Source organism: Salmonella sp. 3C (assembly GCF_025426275.1).
Classification (GTDB): Bacteria; Pseudomonadota; Gammaproteobacteria; order Enterobacterales; family Enterobacteriaceae; genus Salmonella; species Salmonella enterica.
Map to the genome: position 1 here is coordinate 3,838,032 of NZ_CP104858.1, position 16,741 is coordinate 3,854,772.

General features: G+C 53.5%; 16 protein-coding genes. 11 read left to right on the forward strand and 5 right to left on the reverse strand.

The features are described from left to right. Positions 1-51: 51 nt before the first annotated feature. Together ruvA and ruvB are read left to right on the forward strand one after the other, a co-directional pair. Positions 52-663: a Holliday junction branch migration protein RuvA gene (gene ruvA / locus N7E69_RS18395; RefSeq protein ID WP_000580335.1), complete on the forward strand. Its 612-nt coding sequence runs from the start codon at positions 52-54 to the stop codon at positions 661-663. Between the two features lie 8 nt (positions 664-671). After that, on the forward strand, positions 672-1,682 hold the full coding sequence (gene ruvB / locus N7E69_RS18400) for a Holliday junction branch migration DNA helicase RuvB (protein WP_000568508.1): 1,011 nt from the start codon (positions 672-674) through the stop codon (positions 1,680-1,682). A gap of 78 nt (positions 1,683-1,760) precedes the next feature. On the opposite strand, the gene znuB is transcribed toward ruvB, so the two are convergent. Next, on the reverse strand, positions 1,761-2,546 hold the full coding sequence (znuB, locus tag N7E69_RS18405) for a zinc ABC transporter permease subunit ZnuB (protein WP_000571508.1): 786 nt from the start codon (positions 2,544-2,546) through the stop codon (positions 1,761-1,763). After that, positions 2,543-3,298: a zinc ABC transporter ATP-binding protein ZnuC gene (znuC, locus tag N7E69_RS18410; RefSeq protein WP_000203013.1), complete on the reverse strand. Its 756-nt coding sequence runs from the start codon at positions 3,296-3,298 to the stop codon at positions 2,543-2,545. Before znuC ends, znuB begins: the two co-directional genes overlap by 4 nt. Before the next feature lie 78 nt (positions 3,299-3,376). Between znuC and znuA the strand changes: the two genes are divergently transcribed. The 3 genes from znuA to lpxM all read left to right on the forward strand — a co-directional run bounded on the left by znuA (position 3,377) and on the right by lpxM (position 6,744). Then, a complete protein-coding gene (gene znuA, locus N7E69_RS18415) occupies positions 3,377-4,321 on the forward strand; it encodes a zinc ABC transporter substrate-binding protein ZnuA (protein WP_000939597.1) in 945 nt (314 codons plus the stop codon). 15 nt (positions 4,322-4,336) lie between these two features. Then, positions 4,337-5,656, forward strand: coding sequence for a murein DD-endopeptidase MepM (mepM, locus tag N7E69_RS18420; RefSeq protein ID WP_001184028.1), 1,320 nt, complete (start codon positions 4,337-4,339; stop codon positions 5,654-5,656). A gap of 116 nt (positions 5,657-5,772) precedes the next feature. Further along, positions 5,773-6,744, forward strand: a complete 972-nt coding sequence (lpxM, locus tag N7E69_RS18425) for a lauroyl-Kdo(2)-lipid IV(A) myristoyltransferase (RefSeq protein WP_000448401.1) — start codon at positions 5,773-5,775, stop codon at positions 6,742-6,744. A 72-nt stretch (positions 6,745-6,816) separates the two neighbouring features. Here the strand turns inward: lpxM and pyk are convergent, their stop codons facing one another. Next, complete coding sequence (pyk, locus tag N7E69_RS18430; protein ID WP_000091156.1) at positions 6,817-8,259, reverse strand: pyruvate kinase; 1,443 nt, start codon at positions 8,257-8,259, stop codon at positions 6,817-6,819. A 123-nt stretch (positions 8,260-8,382) separates the two neighbouring features. Next, positions 8,383-9,252: a MurR/RpiR family transcriptional regulator gene (locus N7E69_RS18435; RefSeq protein ID WP_001056720.1), complete on the reverse strand. Its 870-nt coding sequence runs from the start codon at positions 9,250-9,252 to the stop codon at positions 8,383-8,385. A 341-nt stretch (positions 9,253-9,593) separates the two neighbouring features. Here N7E69_RS18435 and zwf point away from each other — a divergent pair, with 341 nt between their 5' ends. The 3 genes from zwf to kdgA all read left to right on the forward strand — a co-directional run bounded on the left by zwf (position 9,594) and on the right by kdgA (position 13,794). Continuing rightward, positions 9,594-11,069, forward strand: a complete 1,476-nt coding sequence (zwf, locus tag N7E69_RS18440; RefSeq protein ID WP_000301704.1) for a glucose-6-phosphate dehydrogenase — start codon at positions 9,594-9,596, stop codon at positions 11,067-11,069. A gap of 234 nt (positions 11,070-11,303) precedes the next feature. Beyond that, entirely contained in the window at positions 11,304-13,115 is a 1,812-nt protein-coding gene (gene edd, locus N7E69_RS18445; protein WP_001069124.1) for a phosphogluconate dehydratase, read from the forward strand. Positions 13,116-13,152: 37 nt separating this feature from the next. Beyond that, positions 13,153-13,794, forward strand: a complete 642-nt coding sequence (kdgA, locus tag N7E69_RS18450) for a bifunctional 4-hydroxy-2-oxoglutarate aldolase/2-dehydro-3-deoxy-phosphogluconate aldolase (protein ID WP_000800494.1) — start codon at positions 13,153-13,155, stop codon at positions 13,792-13,794. Between the two features lie 99 nt (positions 13,795-13,893). Here the strand turns inward: kdgA and purT are convergent, their stop codons facing one another. Then, a complete protein-coding gene (gene purT, locus N7E69_RS18455) occupies positions 13,894-15,072 on the reverse strand; it encodes a formate-dependent phosphoribosylglycinamide formyltransferase (protein WP_000173430.1) in 1,179 nt (392 codons plus the stop codon). Positions 15,073-15,202: 130 nt separating this feature from the next. Here purT and yebG point away from each other — a divergent pair, with 130 nt between their 5' ends. From yebG to N7E69_RS18470, 3 genes are all read left to right on the forward strand, one after another. Beyond that, positions 15,203-15,493: a DNA damage-inducible protein YebG gene (gene yebG / locus N7E69_RS18460; protein WP_000257723.1), complete on the forward strand. Its 291-nt coding sequence runs from the start codon at positions 15,203-15,205 to the stop codon at positions 15,491-15,493. Between the two features lie 67 nt (positions 15,494-15,560). Next, a complete protein-coding gene (gene yebF, locus N7E69_RS18465) occupies positions 15,561-15,914 on the forward strand; it encodes a protein YebF (RefSeq protein ID WP_001042123.1) in 354 nt (117 codons plus the stop codon). A gap of 93 nt (positions 15,915-16,007) precedes the next feature. Next, the gene (locus tag N7E69_RS18470) at positions 16,008-16,667 is read left to right on the forward strand and encodes a tellurite resistance TerB family protein (protein ID WP_000024709.1); all 660 of its coding nucleotides are present in this window, start codon (positions 16,008-16,010) and stop codon (positions 16,665-16,667) included. Positions 16,668-16,741 lie beyond the last annotated feature (74 nt).

The following is a 16,741-nucleotide window of genomic DNA, read 5'->3' on the forward strand; positions in this document are numbered from 1 at the left end:
TTTTTTTATGATAGTGCATTATCTTTTCAGCCCTTTACGCAGGAGCGTCATGTGATAGGCAGACTCAGAGGCATTATTCTCGAAAAACAACCCCCGATCGTGCTGCTGGAGACAGGGGGAGTAGGCTATGAAGTACATATGCCTATGACCTGCTTTTACGAGCTGCCGGAGGCCGGGCAGGAGGCAATCGTCTTCACCCACTTCGTGGTGCGTGAAGATGCGCAGTTGCTGTACGGATTTAACAATAAGCAAGAGCGCACGCTATTTAAAGAGCTAATTAAAACGAATGGCGTCGGGCCTAAGCTGGCGCTGGCGATCCTCTCCGGCATGTCGGCGCAACAGTTCGTCAATGCGGTTGAGCGCGAAGAGCTTGGTGCGCTGGTGAAGCTGCCGGGTATCGGCAAGAAAACTGCCGAACGATTGATTGTTGAAATGAAAGACCGCTTTAAAGGGCTACATGGCGATCTCTTCACGCCTGCGGTCGATCTGGTATTGACATCGCCGGCCAGCCCAACCTCGGAAGATGCAGAACAAGAAGCAGTTGCTGCGCTGGTGGCGCTGGGTTATAAACCGCAAGAAGCCAGCCGGATGGTAAGCAAGATCGCCCGTCCGGACGCAAGCAGTGAAACACTGATTCGCGACGCGTTACGCGCCGCGCTATGAGGTAAAGGATGATAGAAGCAGATCGCCTGATTTCAGCAGGCGCCACGATTGCAGAAGACGTTGCCGATCGCGCCATTCGCCCCAAGTTATTGGCGGAATATGTCGGCCAACCGCAGGTGCGCTCCCAGATGGAGATCTTTATTCAGGCGGCAAAACGGCGTGGCGACGCATTAGATCACTTGCTGATTTTCGGCCCGCCAGGGTTAGGTAAAACGACTCTGGCGAATATCGTTGCCAATGAAATGGGCGTCAACCTCCGAACCACGTCCGGCCCGGTGCTGGAAAAAGCAGGCGATCTGGCGGCTATGCTCACCAATCTTGAACCGCATGATGTGCTGTTTATTGATGAGATCCACCGGCTTTCACCGGTGGTGGAAGAGGTACTCTATCCGGCGATGGAAGATTACCAGTTGGATATTATGATTGGCGAAGGGCCTGCTGCACGTTCAATTAAGATCGATCTGCCGCCGTTTACGCTCATTGGCGCGACGACGCGAGCAGGTTCGCTGACCTCGCCGCTACGTGACCGTTTTGGTATTGTGCAGCGCCTGGAGTTCTACCAGGTGCCCGATCTGCAGCACATCGTCGGGCGCAGCGCAAGGCACATGGGGCTTGAGATGAGCGATGACGGCGCGCTGGAAGTGGCGCGTCGGGCGCGCGGTACGCCGCGTATAGCCAACCGCCTGCTCAGACGTGTGCGTGATTTTGCCGAGGTGAAGCATGACGGGGCTATTTCAGCGGAAATTGCCGCGCAGGCGCTGGATATGCTGAACGTCGATGCGGAAGGATTTGACTATATGGATCGTAAGCTGCTGCTGGCGGTTATTGATAAATTCTTCGGTGGTCCGGTGGGACTGGATAACCTGGCGGCGGCGATTGGCGAAGAGCGTGAAACCATTGAGGATGTGCTGGAGCCGTATCTGATTCAGCAAGGCTTTTTGCAGCGCACGCCGCGTGGGCGTATGGCAACGGTGCGCGCCTGGAACCATTTCGGGATCACGCCGCCAGAGATGCCTTAGCGCCTGAAGTCGCTGCGCTCATCAGACCTGGGCGATTTTGTAGGCCCGGTAAGCGCAGCGCCACCGGGCAACACACGCTTAGCTTGCCTGCTTTTTCATCATACTGAAGATAAACAGCAGCGCGGCACACAGCACTACGGATGGCCCTGCCGGGGTATCATAAAAGGCTGAGAAGGTCAGTCCACCTGTAACCGCTATCATACCTACACCAACGGCGACGCCCGCCATCTGCTCCGGCGTACGGGCAAAGCGACGCGCGGTTGCGGCGGGGATAATCAGCAGCGACGTAATGATCAGCGCTCCGACAAACTTCATCGCCACGCCAATAGTTAACGCTGTTACCAGCATCAATAGCAGCTTCACGCGCTGTAACTTCACGCCATCGACAAAGGCAAGATCCGGACTGATAGTCATTGACAGCAAGTTGCGCCACTGCCAGAAGAGAATGGCCAGCACAATAACGACCCCAATAGCGATCGAGATAAGATCTTCCGGCGTGACGGCCAGCAAATCGCCAAACAGATAAGCCATTAAATCAACGCGGACGTTGGACATCAGGCTGACCACGACCAGTCCTAAAGATAAGGCGCTGTGCGCCATAATGCCCAGTAAGGTATCAATCGCGAGGTGAGGGCGTTTCTCCAGCCATACCAGACCGGCGGCCAGCAGCAGCGTAACGGCGATTACCGCATAAAAGGGATTAACGTCCAGCAACAGGCCAAACGCCACGCCCAGAAGCGACGCGTGAGCCAGCGTATCGCCAAAATAGGACATCCGACGCCAGACCACAAATGAGCCCAAAGGACCAGCGGCGCAGGCCAGCATCATCCCGGCCAGCCAGCCGGGCAGTAATAATTCAATCATGAGTGACCATTTCCCCGGCGCAGTACAATACGACCCTGTAAATCATGGCGATGATTATGATGATGGCGATAAATCCCTAATTGCTCCGCGCCTCGCGGGCCAAACATAGAGATAAATTCCGGATGCATAGACACCACTTCCGGCGCGCCGGAACAGCAAATATGATGGTTCAGGCATAACACTTCATCCGTCTTTGCCATGACCAGATGTAGGTCATGCGACACCATCAGCACGGCGCAATCGAGTTCGCGACGCAGCTGATCGATAAGGTCGTATAACGCGACCTGGCCGTTGACATCCACGCCTTGCGTCGGCTCATCAAGTACCAGCAACTGCGGCCTGTTAAGCAGAGCACGCGCCAGCAGTACGCGCTGTGTCTCACCGCCGGAGAGTTTTTGCATGGGCGCGTCAATCAAATGTCCGGCCTGAACGCGTTTAAGCGCCGGGAGAATATCCGTTTTTTGCGTGCCGGGACGTAAACGTAAAAATCGGTTTACCGTCAGCGGAAGCGTGGTATCGAGATAGAGCTTTTGCGGGACATAGCCGATACGGAGTTGCCCGTTGCGCTTGATCACCCCATCATCAGGGGCTACCAGTCCTAAAACCACGCGTACAAGCGTTGACTTCCCCGCGCCGTTAGGACCGAGAAGCGTTAAAATTTTTCCGGGGCTCAATTCAAGCGACACGTCAGAGAGGACGCGGCGTTGACCAAATGAGACCGAGACGTTTTCCAGTGAAACTAAACTTGTCATGTTAATTTTAGGCTTGCAGAAGTGATAGAATGTTATAATATCACATTTCACACATTCATTACGATGATTAGTCGCATTATGTTACAGAAAAATACGCTTCTTTTCGCAGCATTATCCGCCGCGCTTTGGGGGAGTGCAACCCAGGCTGCCGACGCCGCCGTTGTCGCTTCGCTTAAACCACTTGGGTTTATCGCTTCCGCCATTGCTGATGGCGTTACGGATACGCAAGTATTACTTCCGGATGGGGCATCCGAGCATGATTATTCATTGCGTCCATCAGACGTAAAACGCTTACAGGGCGCGGACTTAGTCGTCTGGGTTGGCCCAGAAATGGAAGCCTTTATGGAGAAGTCGGTCAGGAATATCCCTGATAATAAGCAGGTTACCATTGCGCAACTTGCCGATGTAAAACCGTTACTCATGAAGGGCGCGGATGATGATGAGGATGAACATGCGCATACGGGCGCCGATGAGGAAAAAGGTGACGTACATCACCATCACGGCGAATATAACATGCATCTTTGGCTCTCCCCAGAGATAGCGCGGGCTACAGCGGTTGCAATCCATGAAAAATTAGTGGAACTTATGCCGCAAAGTCGAGCCAAACTCGACGCCAACCTGAAGGATTTTGAGGCACAATTAGCCGCAACCGATAAACAGGTCGGTAACGAGCTCGCGCCGCTCAAGGGGAAAGGGTATTTCGTTTTTCATGACGCCTACGGTTACTACGAAAAACACTACGGACTCACCCCGCTCGGTCACTTTACCGTGAACCCTGAGATACAACCTGGCGCGCAGCGTTTACATGAAATAAGAACACAGTTGGTTGAGCAAAAAGCAACCTGCGTTTTTGCTGAGCCACAATTCAGGCCAGCGGTCGTGGAAGCCGTGGCGAGAGGGACATCCGTTCGAATGGGAACACTGGACCCCCTCGGGACGAACATTAAACTGGGTAAAACAAGCTATTCAGCGTTTTTAAGCCAATTAGCCAACCAGTATGCGAGCTGCCTGAAAGGAGATTAACGAGGAAGTGAATACGTGCAACAGATAGCCCGCTCTGTCGCCCTGGCATTTAATAATCTGCCCCGACCCCACCGCGTTATGCTGGGGTCACTTACCGTTCTGACACTGGCCGTCGCCGTATGGCGGCCCTATGTTTATCACCCAGAATCCGCACCAATCGTTAAAACTATTGAACTGGAGAAAAGCGAGATTCGTTCCCTCTTACCGGAGGCCAGCGAACCCATCGATCAGGCCGCGCAGGAAGATGAAGCTATTCCTCAGGATGAGCTGGACGATAAAACCGCAGGCGAAGTCGGCGTCCATGAATACGTCGTCTCTACAGGCGATACGTTAAGCAGTATTCTGAATCAGTACGGCATCGATATGAGCGATATTAGCCGACTTGCCGCTTCTGATAAGGAGCTGCGCAATCTGAAAATTGGCCAACAGCTTTCCTGGACACTGACTGCCGATGGCGATTTACAGCGTCTGACATGGGAAGTCTCCCGCCGTGAAACGCGTACCTACGATCGCACTGCCAACGGTTTTAAAATGAGCAGTGAAATGCAGCAGGGGGACTGGGTCAACAGTCTGCTGAAAGGCACGGTAGGGGGTAGCTTTGTCGCCAGTGCGAAAGAGGCCGGTTTAACCAGCAGCGAAATCAGCGCAGTGATAAAAGCAATGCAGTGGCAGATGGATTTTCGGAAGCTGAAAAAGGGCGATGAATTTTCGGTGCTGATGTCGCGCGAGATGCTGGATGGCAAGCGTGAACAGAGTCAGTTGTTGGGCGTGCGGATGCGTTCCGATGGTAAAGATTACTACGCCATTCGCGCCGCTGACGGTAAATTCTATGACCGTAACGGTGTTGGCCTGGCGAAAGGCTTTTTACGCTTCCCGACCGCCAAACAGTTCCGCATCTCCTCCAACTTCAATCCGCGTCGTCTGAACCCGGTTACCGGACGCGTTGCGCCGCATCGTGGCGTTGACTTTGCGATGCCGCAGGGTACGCCGGTGCTGTCGGTGGGGGATGGCGAGGTCGTGGTCGCTAAACGTAGCGGCGCTGCCGGTTACTACATTGCGATTCGTCATGGACGCACCTACACCACACGTTACATGCACTTGCGTAAGCTGCTGGTGAAACCGGGGCAAAAAGTGAAACGTGGCGATCGTATTGCGCTTTCTGGTAACACCGGGCGTTCCACAGGGCCGCATCTGCATTATGAAGTATGGATAAACCAGCAAGCCGTTAACCCTCTAACAGCAAAATTGCCGCGCACGGAAGGTCTGACGGGGTCAGATCGTCGTGAATACCTGGCACAGGTGAAAGAGGTTCTGCCACAACTGCGCTTCGATTAACAAATGCGCTGACAGAGCCGGTACGCGATGTGTGCCGGCTTTTTTGTTTTGTGTGAGACGCAGACGTCGCTACACTATTCACAATTCCTTTTCGCGTCAGCAGACCCTGGAAAAGCATGGAAACCAAAAAAAATAATAGTGAGTATATCCCTGAATTCGAAAAATCCTTTCGCTATCCGCAGTATTGGGGCGCCTGGTTGGGCGCTGCGGCAATGGCGGGGATCGCATTAACACCGGCATCATTCCGTGACCCTTTGCTGGCGACACTGGGGCGCTTTGCCGGACGGCTGGGGAAGAGTTCTCGTCGCCGGGCGCTAATTAATCTGTCTTTGTGCTTTCCGCAGCGTAGCGAAGCTGAGCGCGAAGCGATTGTCGATGAGATGTTCGCCACCGCGCCGCAGGCAATGGCGATGATGGCTGAGTTGGCGATGCGCGGTCCGAAAAAAATCCAACAGCGTGTTGACTGGGAAGGTCTGGAAATCATTGAGGAGATGCGTCGTAACGACGAAAAAGTCATTTTTCTCGTACCGCATGGCTGGGGCGTCGACATTCCGGCCATGCTGATGGCCTCTCAGGGGCAAAAAATGGCGGCGATGTTTCATAATCAGGGTAATCCGGTTTTTGACTATATCTGGAACACAGTGCGTCGGCGTTTTGGCGGACGTTTGCATGCGCGTAATGACGGGATTAAACCCTTTATTCAGTCTGTTCGTCAGGGCTACTGGGGCTACTACCTGCCGGACCAGGATCACGGCCCGGAGCATAGTGAATTCGTTGATTTCTTTGCGACATACAAAGCGACGCTGCCTGCGATTGGTCGGCTGATGAAAGTATGCCGCGCACGCGTGATACCGCTTTTCCCGGTGTATAATGGTAAAACGCATCGCCTGACTATCCAGATTCGCCCGCCAATGGACGATCTGCTCACGGCTGACGATCACACAATCGCCAGACGGATGAACGAAGAGGTCGAAATTTTTGTCGGCCCGCATCCGGAACAGTACACCTGGATCCTGAAGCTGCTCAAAACCCGCAAGCCAGGCGAGATTCAGCCGTATAAGCGTAAAGATCTTTATCCCATCAAATAAATAAAGCCTCTCGTAAGAGAGGCTTTATGCTGACAAACCCTGTACTACCTGATGAACAGGCGTGGGGGAGTTTTACTCAACGGTCAAAATACGCGTGGTATTGGTTGAACCGACGGTGCTCATGACATCGCCCTGGGTCACGATAACCAGGTCGCCGGAAACCAGATACCCTTTATCGCGCAGCAGATTAACAGCTTCATGCGCCGCGACAACGCCATCAGCCGCGCTATCAAAATGCACCGGCGTTACTCCGCGGTAGAGCGCGGTCAGGTTGAGCGTGCGTTCATGGCGCGACATGGCGAAAATCGGCAGGCCGGAGCTGATACGGGAAGTCATTAGCGCGGTACGACCGGATTCCGTCATGGTGATGATTGCGGTAACGCCTTTCAGATGGTTTGCCGCATACATCGCAGACATGGCAATAGCTTCTTCAACGTTGTCGAACTGCACGTCGAGACGGTGTTTAGACACATTGATGCTGGGGATTTTTTCTGCGCCCAAGCAGACGCGCGCCATTGCGGCAACGGTTTCAGAAGGATACTGACCGGCTGCGGTTTCGGCAGACAGCATAACCGCATCCGTGCCATCCAGGACGGCGTTCGCCACGTCCATCACTTCCGCACGGGTCGGCATCGGGTTGGTGATCATCGACTCCATCATCTGCGTTGCGGTGATGACTGCGCGGTTTAGCTGACGCGCACGGCGAATCAGCGCCTTCTGGATACCAACCAGCTCCGGATCGCCGATTTCAACGCCCAGGTCGCCACGTGCGACCATCACAACGTCAGAGGCCAGAATGATATCGTCCATGGCGTTTTGATCGCATACCGCTTCGGCGCGTTCGACCTTAGCCACAATTTTCGCGTCGCAGCCGGCGTCGCGCGCCAGGCGGCGTGCATAGTTCAGATCTTCGCCGCAGCGCGGGAAGGAGACGGCCAGATAGTCAACGCCTATCAGCGCAGCGGTTTGAATATCGGCTTTATCTTTTTCGGTCAGCGCTTCAGCAGAAAGCCCGCCGCCGAGCTTGTTAATGCCTTTATTGTTAGACAGCGGGCCGCCGACGGTGACCTCGGTAAAGACTTTCATGCCCTGGACTTCAAGCACTTTCAACTGCACTCGACCATCGTCAAGCAGCAGGATATCGCCAGGAACGACGTCTGCCGGCAACCCTTTGTAATCAATGCCGACTTTTTCTTTGTCGCCTTCGCCTTTACCCAGGTTAGCGTCTAACAGAAATTTGTCCCCGATGTTGAGGAACACTTTGCCTTCTTTAAAAGTGGAAACGCGAATTTTTGGCCCTTGCAGGTCGCCTAAAATAGCCACATGACGCCCCAGTTTGGCGGCAATCTCACGGACTTTATCAGCGCGCATTTTATGATCTTCCGGCGAGCCGTGAGAGAAGTTCATACGTACGACGTTTGCGCCCGCGGCGATAACCTTCTCAAGGTTGTTATCGCGGTCAGTTGCCGGGCCTAACGTGGTAACGATTTTGGTTCTGCGAAGCCTTCTGGACATGTAATACTCCGTTGACTAAAACAACTTGGTGTTGCGTGAACATTGATCCGGTCGTTCTGAAACCTTAACGGTATAAAATGAACGTCCCCGGATGACGAAAAGGGTAGAACATTGTTATTGCTTTTAGCGGTCATCACTCTTGATGAGTAATTCTTTATCAAAACGCGATTCCTTGAGCGCTTCCTTGACACGCTTCAAGTTATCTCTGAATTTTGCCCCGCGACGCAAAGTAAATCCCGTTGCCAGCACATCTATCACGGTCAGCTGAGCAAGTCGAGAGACCATGGGCATATAAATGTCTGTATCTTCCGGTACGTCGAGGGTAATGGCTAGCGTGGCTTCGCGCGCCAGCGGCGTTCCAGCGGAGGTCAGGGCGATCACCATCGCATCGTTTTCCCGTGCCAACTGCGCCAGTTCCACCAGGCTCTTGGTTCTGCCAGTATGCGAAATGAGCACGACGACGTCATCATCGCTACAATTCATACAACTCATCCGTTGCAGCACGATATCGTCGGAGTAAATCACCGGTACATTGAAGCGAAAAAACTTATTCATGGCGTCATGCGCGACCGCGGCGGAGGAACCAAGACCAAAAAAGGCGATTTTTTTTGCCTGGGTTAGTAAATCGACCGCGCGGTTGACGGCCGATTTATCCAGCGACTGGCGAACATGGTCGAGACTGGCCATGGCGGACTCGAAGATTTTTCCTGTATAGGCCTCGACGCTGTCATCTTCATCCACATTGCGATTAACATAGGGGGTGCCATTTGCCAGACTTTGCGCCAGATGCAGTTTAAAATCAGGAAAGCCGCGGGTATTCATGCTGCGACAGAAACGGTTCACCGTTGGCTCGCTAACGTTAGCTTCCTGGGCCAGCATGGCAATGCTTAAGTGAATCGATCTGCCTGGGGCGGCCAGAATAACATCGGCGACTTTTCGTTCAGATTTGCTTAAATGTTCCAGTTGAGACTGGACTTTTTCCAGCATATTCATGATTAGCAAGGCTCATGGGTATTAGCGATTTCAATGATGCGCGAAACCGAGCGCGTTTTGTTAGATATTACTCCTGGCGGCTGTCAAAGGGGGCAAAATGGCTAAAAAAGGTGTCGTTTTTTTTCATTACATGACCGACGTCGGATTTTAAGTTCCAGCTTGTGTGGAAAAGCGACAATTTTATTAGGCGTTTTGCCGATTATATTGCCAATCAAACGCCGGTTCACCTATGAAAAGGCGTTTACGGTTTCCGTAATCTCGTAAAAGCAGTACAGTGCTGTGTAATAAAATTACAACGATATCCTGGCTAAAGTACCAGGAGATTAACTGAGGAGAATGACATGGCGGTAACGCAAACAGCCCAGGCATGTGACCTGGTCATTTTCGGCGCGAAAGGCGACCTGGCGCGCCGGAAACTGCTGCCTTCCCTGTATCAGCTTGAGAAAGCCGGCCAGATCCATCCGGATACCCGGATCATTGGGGTGGGGCGCGCGGACTGGGATAAAGAAGCTTATACCCACGTCGTGCGTGAGGCGCTGGAAACCTTCATGAAGGAAAAAATTGATGAAGGCTTGTGGGATACGCTGAGCGGCCGTCTGGATTTTTGTAATCTTGACGTGAACGATACGCCTGCGTTTAATCGCCTGGGCGATATGCTGGATCAAAAAAACCGCACCACCATTAACTATTTTGCGATGCCGCCCAGCACCTTTGGCGCTATTTGCAAAGGGTTAGGAGAGGCTAAACTCAACGCCAAACCGGCGCGCGTCGTGATGGAAAAACCGTTGGGTACTTCGCTGGCGACCTCGCGTGAGATTAACGATCGGGTCGGCGAATACTTTGAAGAGTGCCAGGTATATCGTATCGACCACTATCTGGGCAAAGAAACGGTTCTCAACCTGCTGGCGCTGCGTTTTGCCAACTCGTTATTCGTTAATAACTGGGATAACCGCACTATCGATCACGTTGAGATTACCGTAGCGGAAGAGGTGGGGATTGAAGGGCGCTGGGGATATTTTGACCAGGCCGGTCAGATGCGCGATATGATCCAGAACCACTTGCTGCAAATTCTCTGCATGATTGCCATGTCACCGCCGTCTGACCTGAGCGCCGACAGTATTCGCGATGAAAAAGTAAAAGTGTTGAAATCGTTGCGCCGTATTGATCGCTCCAACGTGCGTGAAAAAACGGTTCGTGGTCAATACACCGCGGGCTTTGCGCAGGGTCAAAAGGTGCCGGGCTATCTGGAAGAAGAGGGCGCGAATAAAAGCAGCAACACCGAAACTTTCGTCGCGATCCGCGTCGACATCGATAACTGGCGTTGGGCGGGCGTGCCATTCTATCTGCGCACCGGCAAGCGTCTGCCAACTAAGTGCTCTGAAGTCGTGGTTTATTTCAAGACGCCTGAACTGAATCTCTTTAAAGAGTCCTGGCAAGACCTGCCGCAGAACAAATTGACGATTCGCCTGCAGCCGGATGAAGGCGTAGATATTCAGGTGCTTAACAAAGTACCGGGGCTGGATCATAAGCATAATCTGCAGATCACGAAGCTTGATCTGAGCTACTCCGAGACCTTTAATCAGACGCACCTGGCGGATGCATATGAGCGCCTGCTGCTGGAAACGATGCGTGGCATTCAGGCGCTGTTTGTCCGCCGTGACGAAGTGGAAGAAGCCTGGAAGTGGGTGGACTCCATTACCGAAGCATGGGCGATGGACAACGACGCGCCGAAGCCGTATCAGGCGGGCACCTGGGGACCGGTAGCGTCCGTGGCGATGATTACCCGTGACGGTCGTTCGTGGAATGAGTTTGAGTAAATTTGCCACTCACTCTTAGGTGGTATTTTACCGGTAACATGATCTAACACAGATTGTAGAATCATTTTTGCACTTTTAAGCCTCGTGTGGATTCACCTGCGAGGCTTTTTTTATTACACTGCCTGAAACGATTTTGCCCCATTATCACCGGACATCATGTATTTCACTGTCTTTCCACATTGATGAAACGCATGGTAAACCCGGTAGCCGGACAGATAAATTTCAGGAGCCTCTATGAATCCTAATTTGTTACGCGTAACACAGCGCATTGTCGAACGCTCGCAGCAGACCCGAAAAGCCTATCTTGCCCGCATTGAGCAGGCGAAAACCGCCACGGTCCACCGATCTCAACTGGCCTGCGGCAACCTGGCGCATGGCTTCGCCGCCTGTCAGCCAGAGGACAAAGCCTCGCTGAAAAGTATGTTGCGCAATAATATCGCCATTATTACCTCCTACAATGACATGCTCTCTGCGCATCAACCGTATGAACATTATCCGCAGATTATTCGTCAGGCCCTGCATTCCGTGAATGCGGTAGGTCAGGTCGCAGGCGGCGTACCGGCAATGTGCGATGGCGTTACACAAGGGCAGGATGGCATGGAGTTGTCATTACTCAGCCGTGAAGTGATAGCGATGTCGGCAGCAGTAGGCCTTTCTCACAATATGTTTGACGGCGCGTTATTCCTCGGCGTATGCGACAAAATCGTTCCGGGGCTGGCGATGGCCGCGCTCTCTTTTGGTCATTTACCCGCGATTTTTGTTCCGTCAGGCCCGATGGCGAGCGGCCTGCCGAATAAAGAAAAAGTCCGTATTCGTCAGCTATATGCGGAAGGAAAAGTAGACAGAATGGCGCTGCTGGAGTCAGAAGCCGCCTCTTACCATGCGCCGGGCACCTGTACATTTTACGGCACCGCCAACACCAACCAGATGGTGGTGGAGTTTATGGGAATGCAGTTGCCGGGTTCCTCGTTTGTGCATCCGGATGCGCCGCTGCGCGAGGCATTGACTGCCGCTGCCGCACGTCAGGTAACACGTCTTACCGGCAACGGCAATACGTGGATGCCGCTCGGTAAAATGATCGACGAAAAAGTTGTGGTGAACGGCATTGTCGCGCTGCTGGCTACCGGCGGCTCGACCAACCACACCATGCATCTGGTTGCAATGGCGCGCGCGGCGGGCATTCTGATCAACTGGGATGACTTCTCGGATTTGTCGGAAGTGGTTCCGTTGATGGCGCGTCTGTACCCGAACGGTCCGGCGGACATTAACCACTTCCAGGCGGCGGGCGGTGTACCGGTATTGATGCGTGAGCTGCTCAATGCCGGATTGCTGCACGAAGACGTTAATACTGTCGCAGGCTTCGGCCTGAAACGCTATACGCTGGAGCCCTGGCTCAACAACGGCGAGCTGGACTGGCGTGAAGGCGCGGAAAGGTCACTGGATAACGATGTCATTGCCTCTTTTGATAAGCCGTTCTCTCCTCACGGCGGCACTAAGGTGCTAAGCGGTAATCTGGGGCGCGCAGTAATGAAGACGTCTGCGGTACCGGTTGAAAATCAGATCATTGAAGCGCCTGCCATGGTATTTGAAAGTCAGCATGATGTGCTGCCTGCGTTTGACGCGGGTCTGCTTGATCGGGATTGTGTCGTTGTCGTGCGTCATCAGGGACCAAAAGCGAATGGAATGCCAGAATTACATAAACTCATGCCGCCACTTGGTGTATTATTGGACCGCCGTTTCAAAATCGCGTTAGTTACTGATGGACGACTTTCAGGCGCTTCGGGTAAAGTGCCTTCAGCTATCCACGTAACGCCGGAAGCCTACGATGGCGGCTTACTGGCAAAAGTGCGCGATGGCGACATCATTCGCGTGAATGGGCAGACAGGTGAGTTAACTCTGCTGGTCGACGAGGCGGAACTTGCCGCTCGTCAGCCTCATATTCCGGACCTGAGCGCGTCGCGCGTCGGAACGGGGCGTGAGTTGTTTGGCGCGCTGCGCGAAAAGCTGTCGGGTGCGGAGCAGGGCGCAACCTGTATCACTTTTTAAGATGACACACTAGTAATCAGGCGAGAGAAGAATTCCGATGAAAAACTGGAAAACAAGTGCAGAAGCAATCCTGACCACCGGCCCGGTTGTCCCGGTCATTGTAGTCAATAAACTGGAGCACGCGGTGCCGATGGCTAAAGCGCTGGTGGCCGGGGGCGTTCGCGTTCTGGAAGTGACTTTACGTACGGCCTGCGCGATGGATGCAATTCGCGCTATCGCTAAAGACGTGCCGGAAGCGATTGTCGGCGCCGGAACCGTTCTCAATCCGCAGCAGTTGGCGGAGGTGACGGAAGCGGGCGCGCAATTTGCGATTAGCCCGGGACTGACTGAGCCACTGCTGAAAGCCGCGACGGCAGGCACTATCCCATTGATTCCCGGTATTAGCACCGTTTCTGAACTGATGTTGGGCATGGACTATGGTCTGAAAGAGTTCAAATTCTTCCCGGCGGAAGCGAATGGCGGCACTAAAGCGTTGCAGGCGATTGCCGGCCCGTTCTCTCAGGTACGTTTCTGCCCAACCGGCGGCATCTCTCCGGCAAACTATCGTGACTATCTGGCGCTGAAAAGCGTGTTGTGCATCGGCGGTTCCTGGCTGGTGCCGGCCGACGCGCTGGAAGCGGGTGATTACGATCGCATCACCAAACTGGCGCGCGAAGCGGTAGAAGGCGCGAAGCAGTAAGCCGTTAAATGCCCGATGGCGCTTGCTTATCGGGCTTACGAGTGGCGATCAGGCAGGTCTGATAAAAATGCGCTAACGTCGCCATCAGGCGATGGCGCATTAGCCTTTTACCGTCACGCGGCTGGCGGCCTTTTTCGCTCTTATCACCGCTTCTTCAACGTTTTCACCTGTCGCTAACGCTACACCAAGACGACGAGTGCCGTCGATCTCAGGCTTACCAAACAGCCGTACCTGTACTCCGGCTCCTACCGCCGCGTGTACATTATCAAACGTCACATTTTGACTGGTAAGCTGCGGCAGAATCACGGCCGAGGCAGCGGGACCATACTGGCGAATAGCGCCTACGGGCATTCCCAGAAAGGCGCGCACATGCAGCGCAAACTCAGAGAGATCCTGAGAAATCAACGTGACCATTCCGGTATCGTGCGGGCGAGGGGAGACTTCGCTGAAAATGACTTCATCGCCACAGACGAAGAGTTCAACGCCGAACAGACCATGACCGCCTAACGCCAGTACCACATGACGCGCAATCTCTTGCGCCCGCTTCAGCGCCAGTTCGCTCATCTGCTGTGGCTGCCAGGATTCGCGATAGTCACCATCTTGCTGACGATGACCGACCGGCGCGCAGAAATGCACGCCATCGACGGCGCTAACGGTGAGCAGTGTAATTTCAAAATCAAATTTAACCACGCCTTCCACAATCACGCGACCCGCGCCAGCGCGTCCGCCCTGTTGAGCATACTCCCATGCCTGCGCGAGCTGTTCGGCCGAGCGGATAAAGCTCTGGCCTTTGCCGGAAGAGCTCATGACCGGTTTGACGATGCAAGGAAAACCCACTGCGGCTACCGCATCATGAAAACTGGCCTCACTGTCGGCAAAGCGATACGTCGATGTCGGCAGACCTAATTCTTCTGCGGCCAGGCGACGGATCCCTTCGCGGTTCATCGTGAGCTGCGTTGCACGGGCGCAAGGCACGACATTCAGCCCTTCGCCCTCCAGCTCGCGCAGCGTATCGGTGGCGATCGCTTCTATTTCCGGCACGATATAATGCGGTTTTTCCTCTGTAATCACATGACGTAGCGCCTCGCCGTCCAGCATATTAATGACGTGTGAACGGTGAGCCACATGCATGGCGGGCGCATCAGGATAGCGATCGACGGCGATAACCTCGATCCCCAGGCGTTGGCATTCAATCGCCACCTCTTTTCCCAATTCACCTGCCCCTAATAACATCACCCGCGTTGCTGCCGGACGCAGCGCAGTGCCTAATAGCGTCATATTTCTGTCCCCTTATTTACCTGCGCGCAGTATATACGAAAACGTTTGCGTATGTCTTTTCGAATAGATTGCTTTTCTTGCTGCCTTGCAATATACTGTATATAAACACAGGTAAATAAGGGGCTGCAAAATGGCGGTTGAAGTTAAATACGTAGTCATTCGCGAGGGTGAGGAAAAGATGTCATTTACCAGTAAAAAGGAAGCCGACGCCTGGGACAAAATGCTCGATACTGCCGATCTTCTTGATACCTGGCTTGAGCAGTCGCCAGTCGTGCTGGAAGATGGGCAGCGCGAGGCGTTGTCGCTGTGGCTGGCGGAACATAAAGAGGTATTAAGCACTATCCTCAAAACCGGTAAGTTGCCTTCTCCGCAGGCGGTTGAAAAGGACGCCGCGAGTAAAACGAAAAAGCAAGCCGCCTGAACCCACACTTGCGCTCCCGGCGTTTTGTACCATGCTTTTCCTGAATCATTGTGCTAAGGAGAAAAGTATGAATAAAAGAGGAGCGTTGTTGAGCCTGCTGTTGTTATCCGCCAGCGTATCGGCATTTGCGGCATCCACCGAGAGTAAATCGGTTAAGTTTCCGCAGTGCGAAGGGCTGGATGCCGCCGGGATTGCGGCAAGCGTGAAGCGCGACTACCAGCAAAATCGTATCGTGCGGTGGGCAGACGACCAAAAAAAGGTCGGGCAGGCTGACCCGGTCGCGTGGGTTAATGTGCAGGACGTTGTGGGTCAAAATGATAAATGGACAGTTCCGCTAACTGTTCGCGGTAAAAGCGCCGATATTCATTATCAGGTCATCGTTGATTGCAAAGCCGGCAAGGCGGAATATAAGCCCCGCTAGCAGCGTAATTTGCGCTTCTTTTGCCGGAACAGACAATTCCTGACATCCCCTCAGGTACGCTTGACCATTATTGGTCTGTATTTGAGGGGTACTATGGCTAACTGGTTGAACCAATTACAATCACTTCTTGGGCAAAAAGGCGCTTCCGCATCGCCTTCCGGTGAACAGGGGTTAAATAAACTGCTGGTTCCCGGCGCGCTGGGCGGTCTGGCTGGACTGTTGGTCGCCAATAAGTCTTCGCGCAAATTATTAACTAAATACGGTACTGGCGCTTTGCTGGTGGGCGGCGGCGCGGTGGCGGGTTCCGTATTGTGGAATAAGTACAAAGATAAAGTACGCGCCGCGCATCAGGGGGAGCCGCAATTCGGCAGCCAAAGTACGCCGCTGGATGTTCGCACTGAGCGACTGATCCTGGCGCTGGTTTTTGCTGCAAAAAGCGATGGGCATATTGATGCCAAAGAACGCGCGGCGATTGAGCACCAACTGCGAGAATCAGGTGTGGAAGAGCAAGGGCGTGTGTTTATCGAGAAAGCTATTGAGCAGCCGCTTGATCCACAACGTCTGGCACAGGGCGTTCGTAATGAAGAAGAAGCCCTGGAACTCTACTTCCTGAGCTGTGCCGCCATTGATATTGACCACTTTATGGAACGTAGCTATCTGAATGCGTTAGGAGACGCGCTAAAAATTCCTCAAGAGGTTCGGGACGGTATCGAGCAGGACTTGCAGCAGCAAAAACAAGCGCTACCAGGCTGATAACCTGCCATTAAGTAACATGTTTCGCTTGCATCATGCGTGTCTTTTGCCACCCTTATAGGATGGATAGTTTA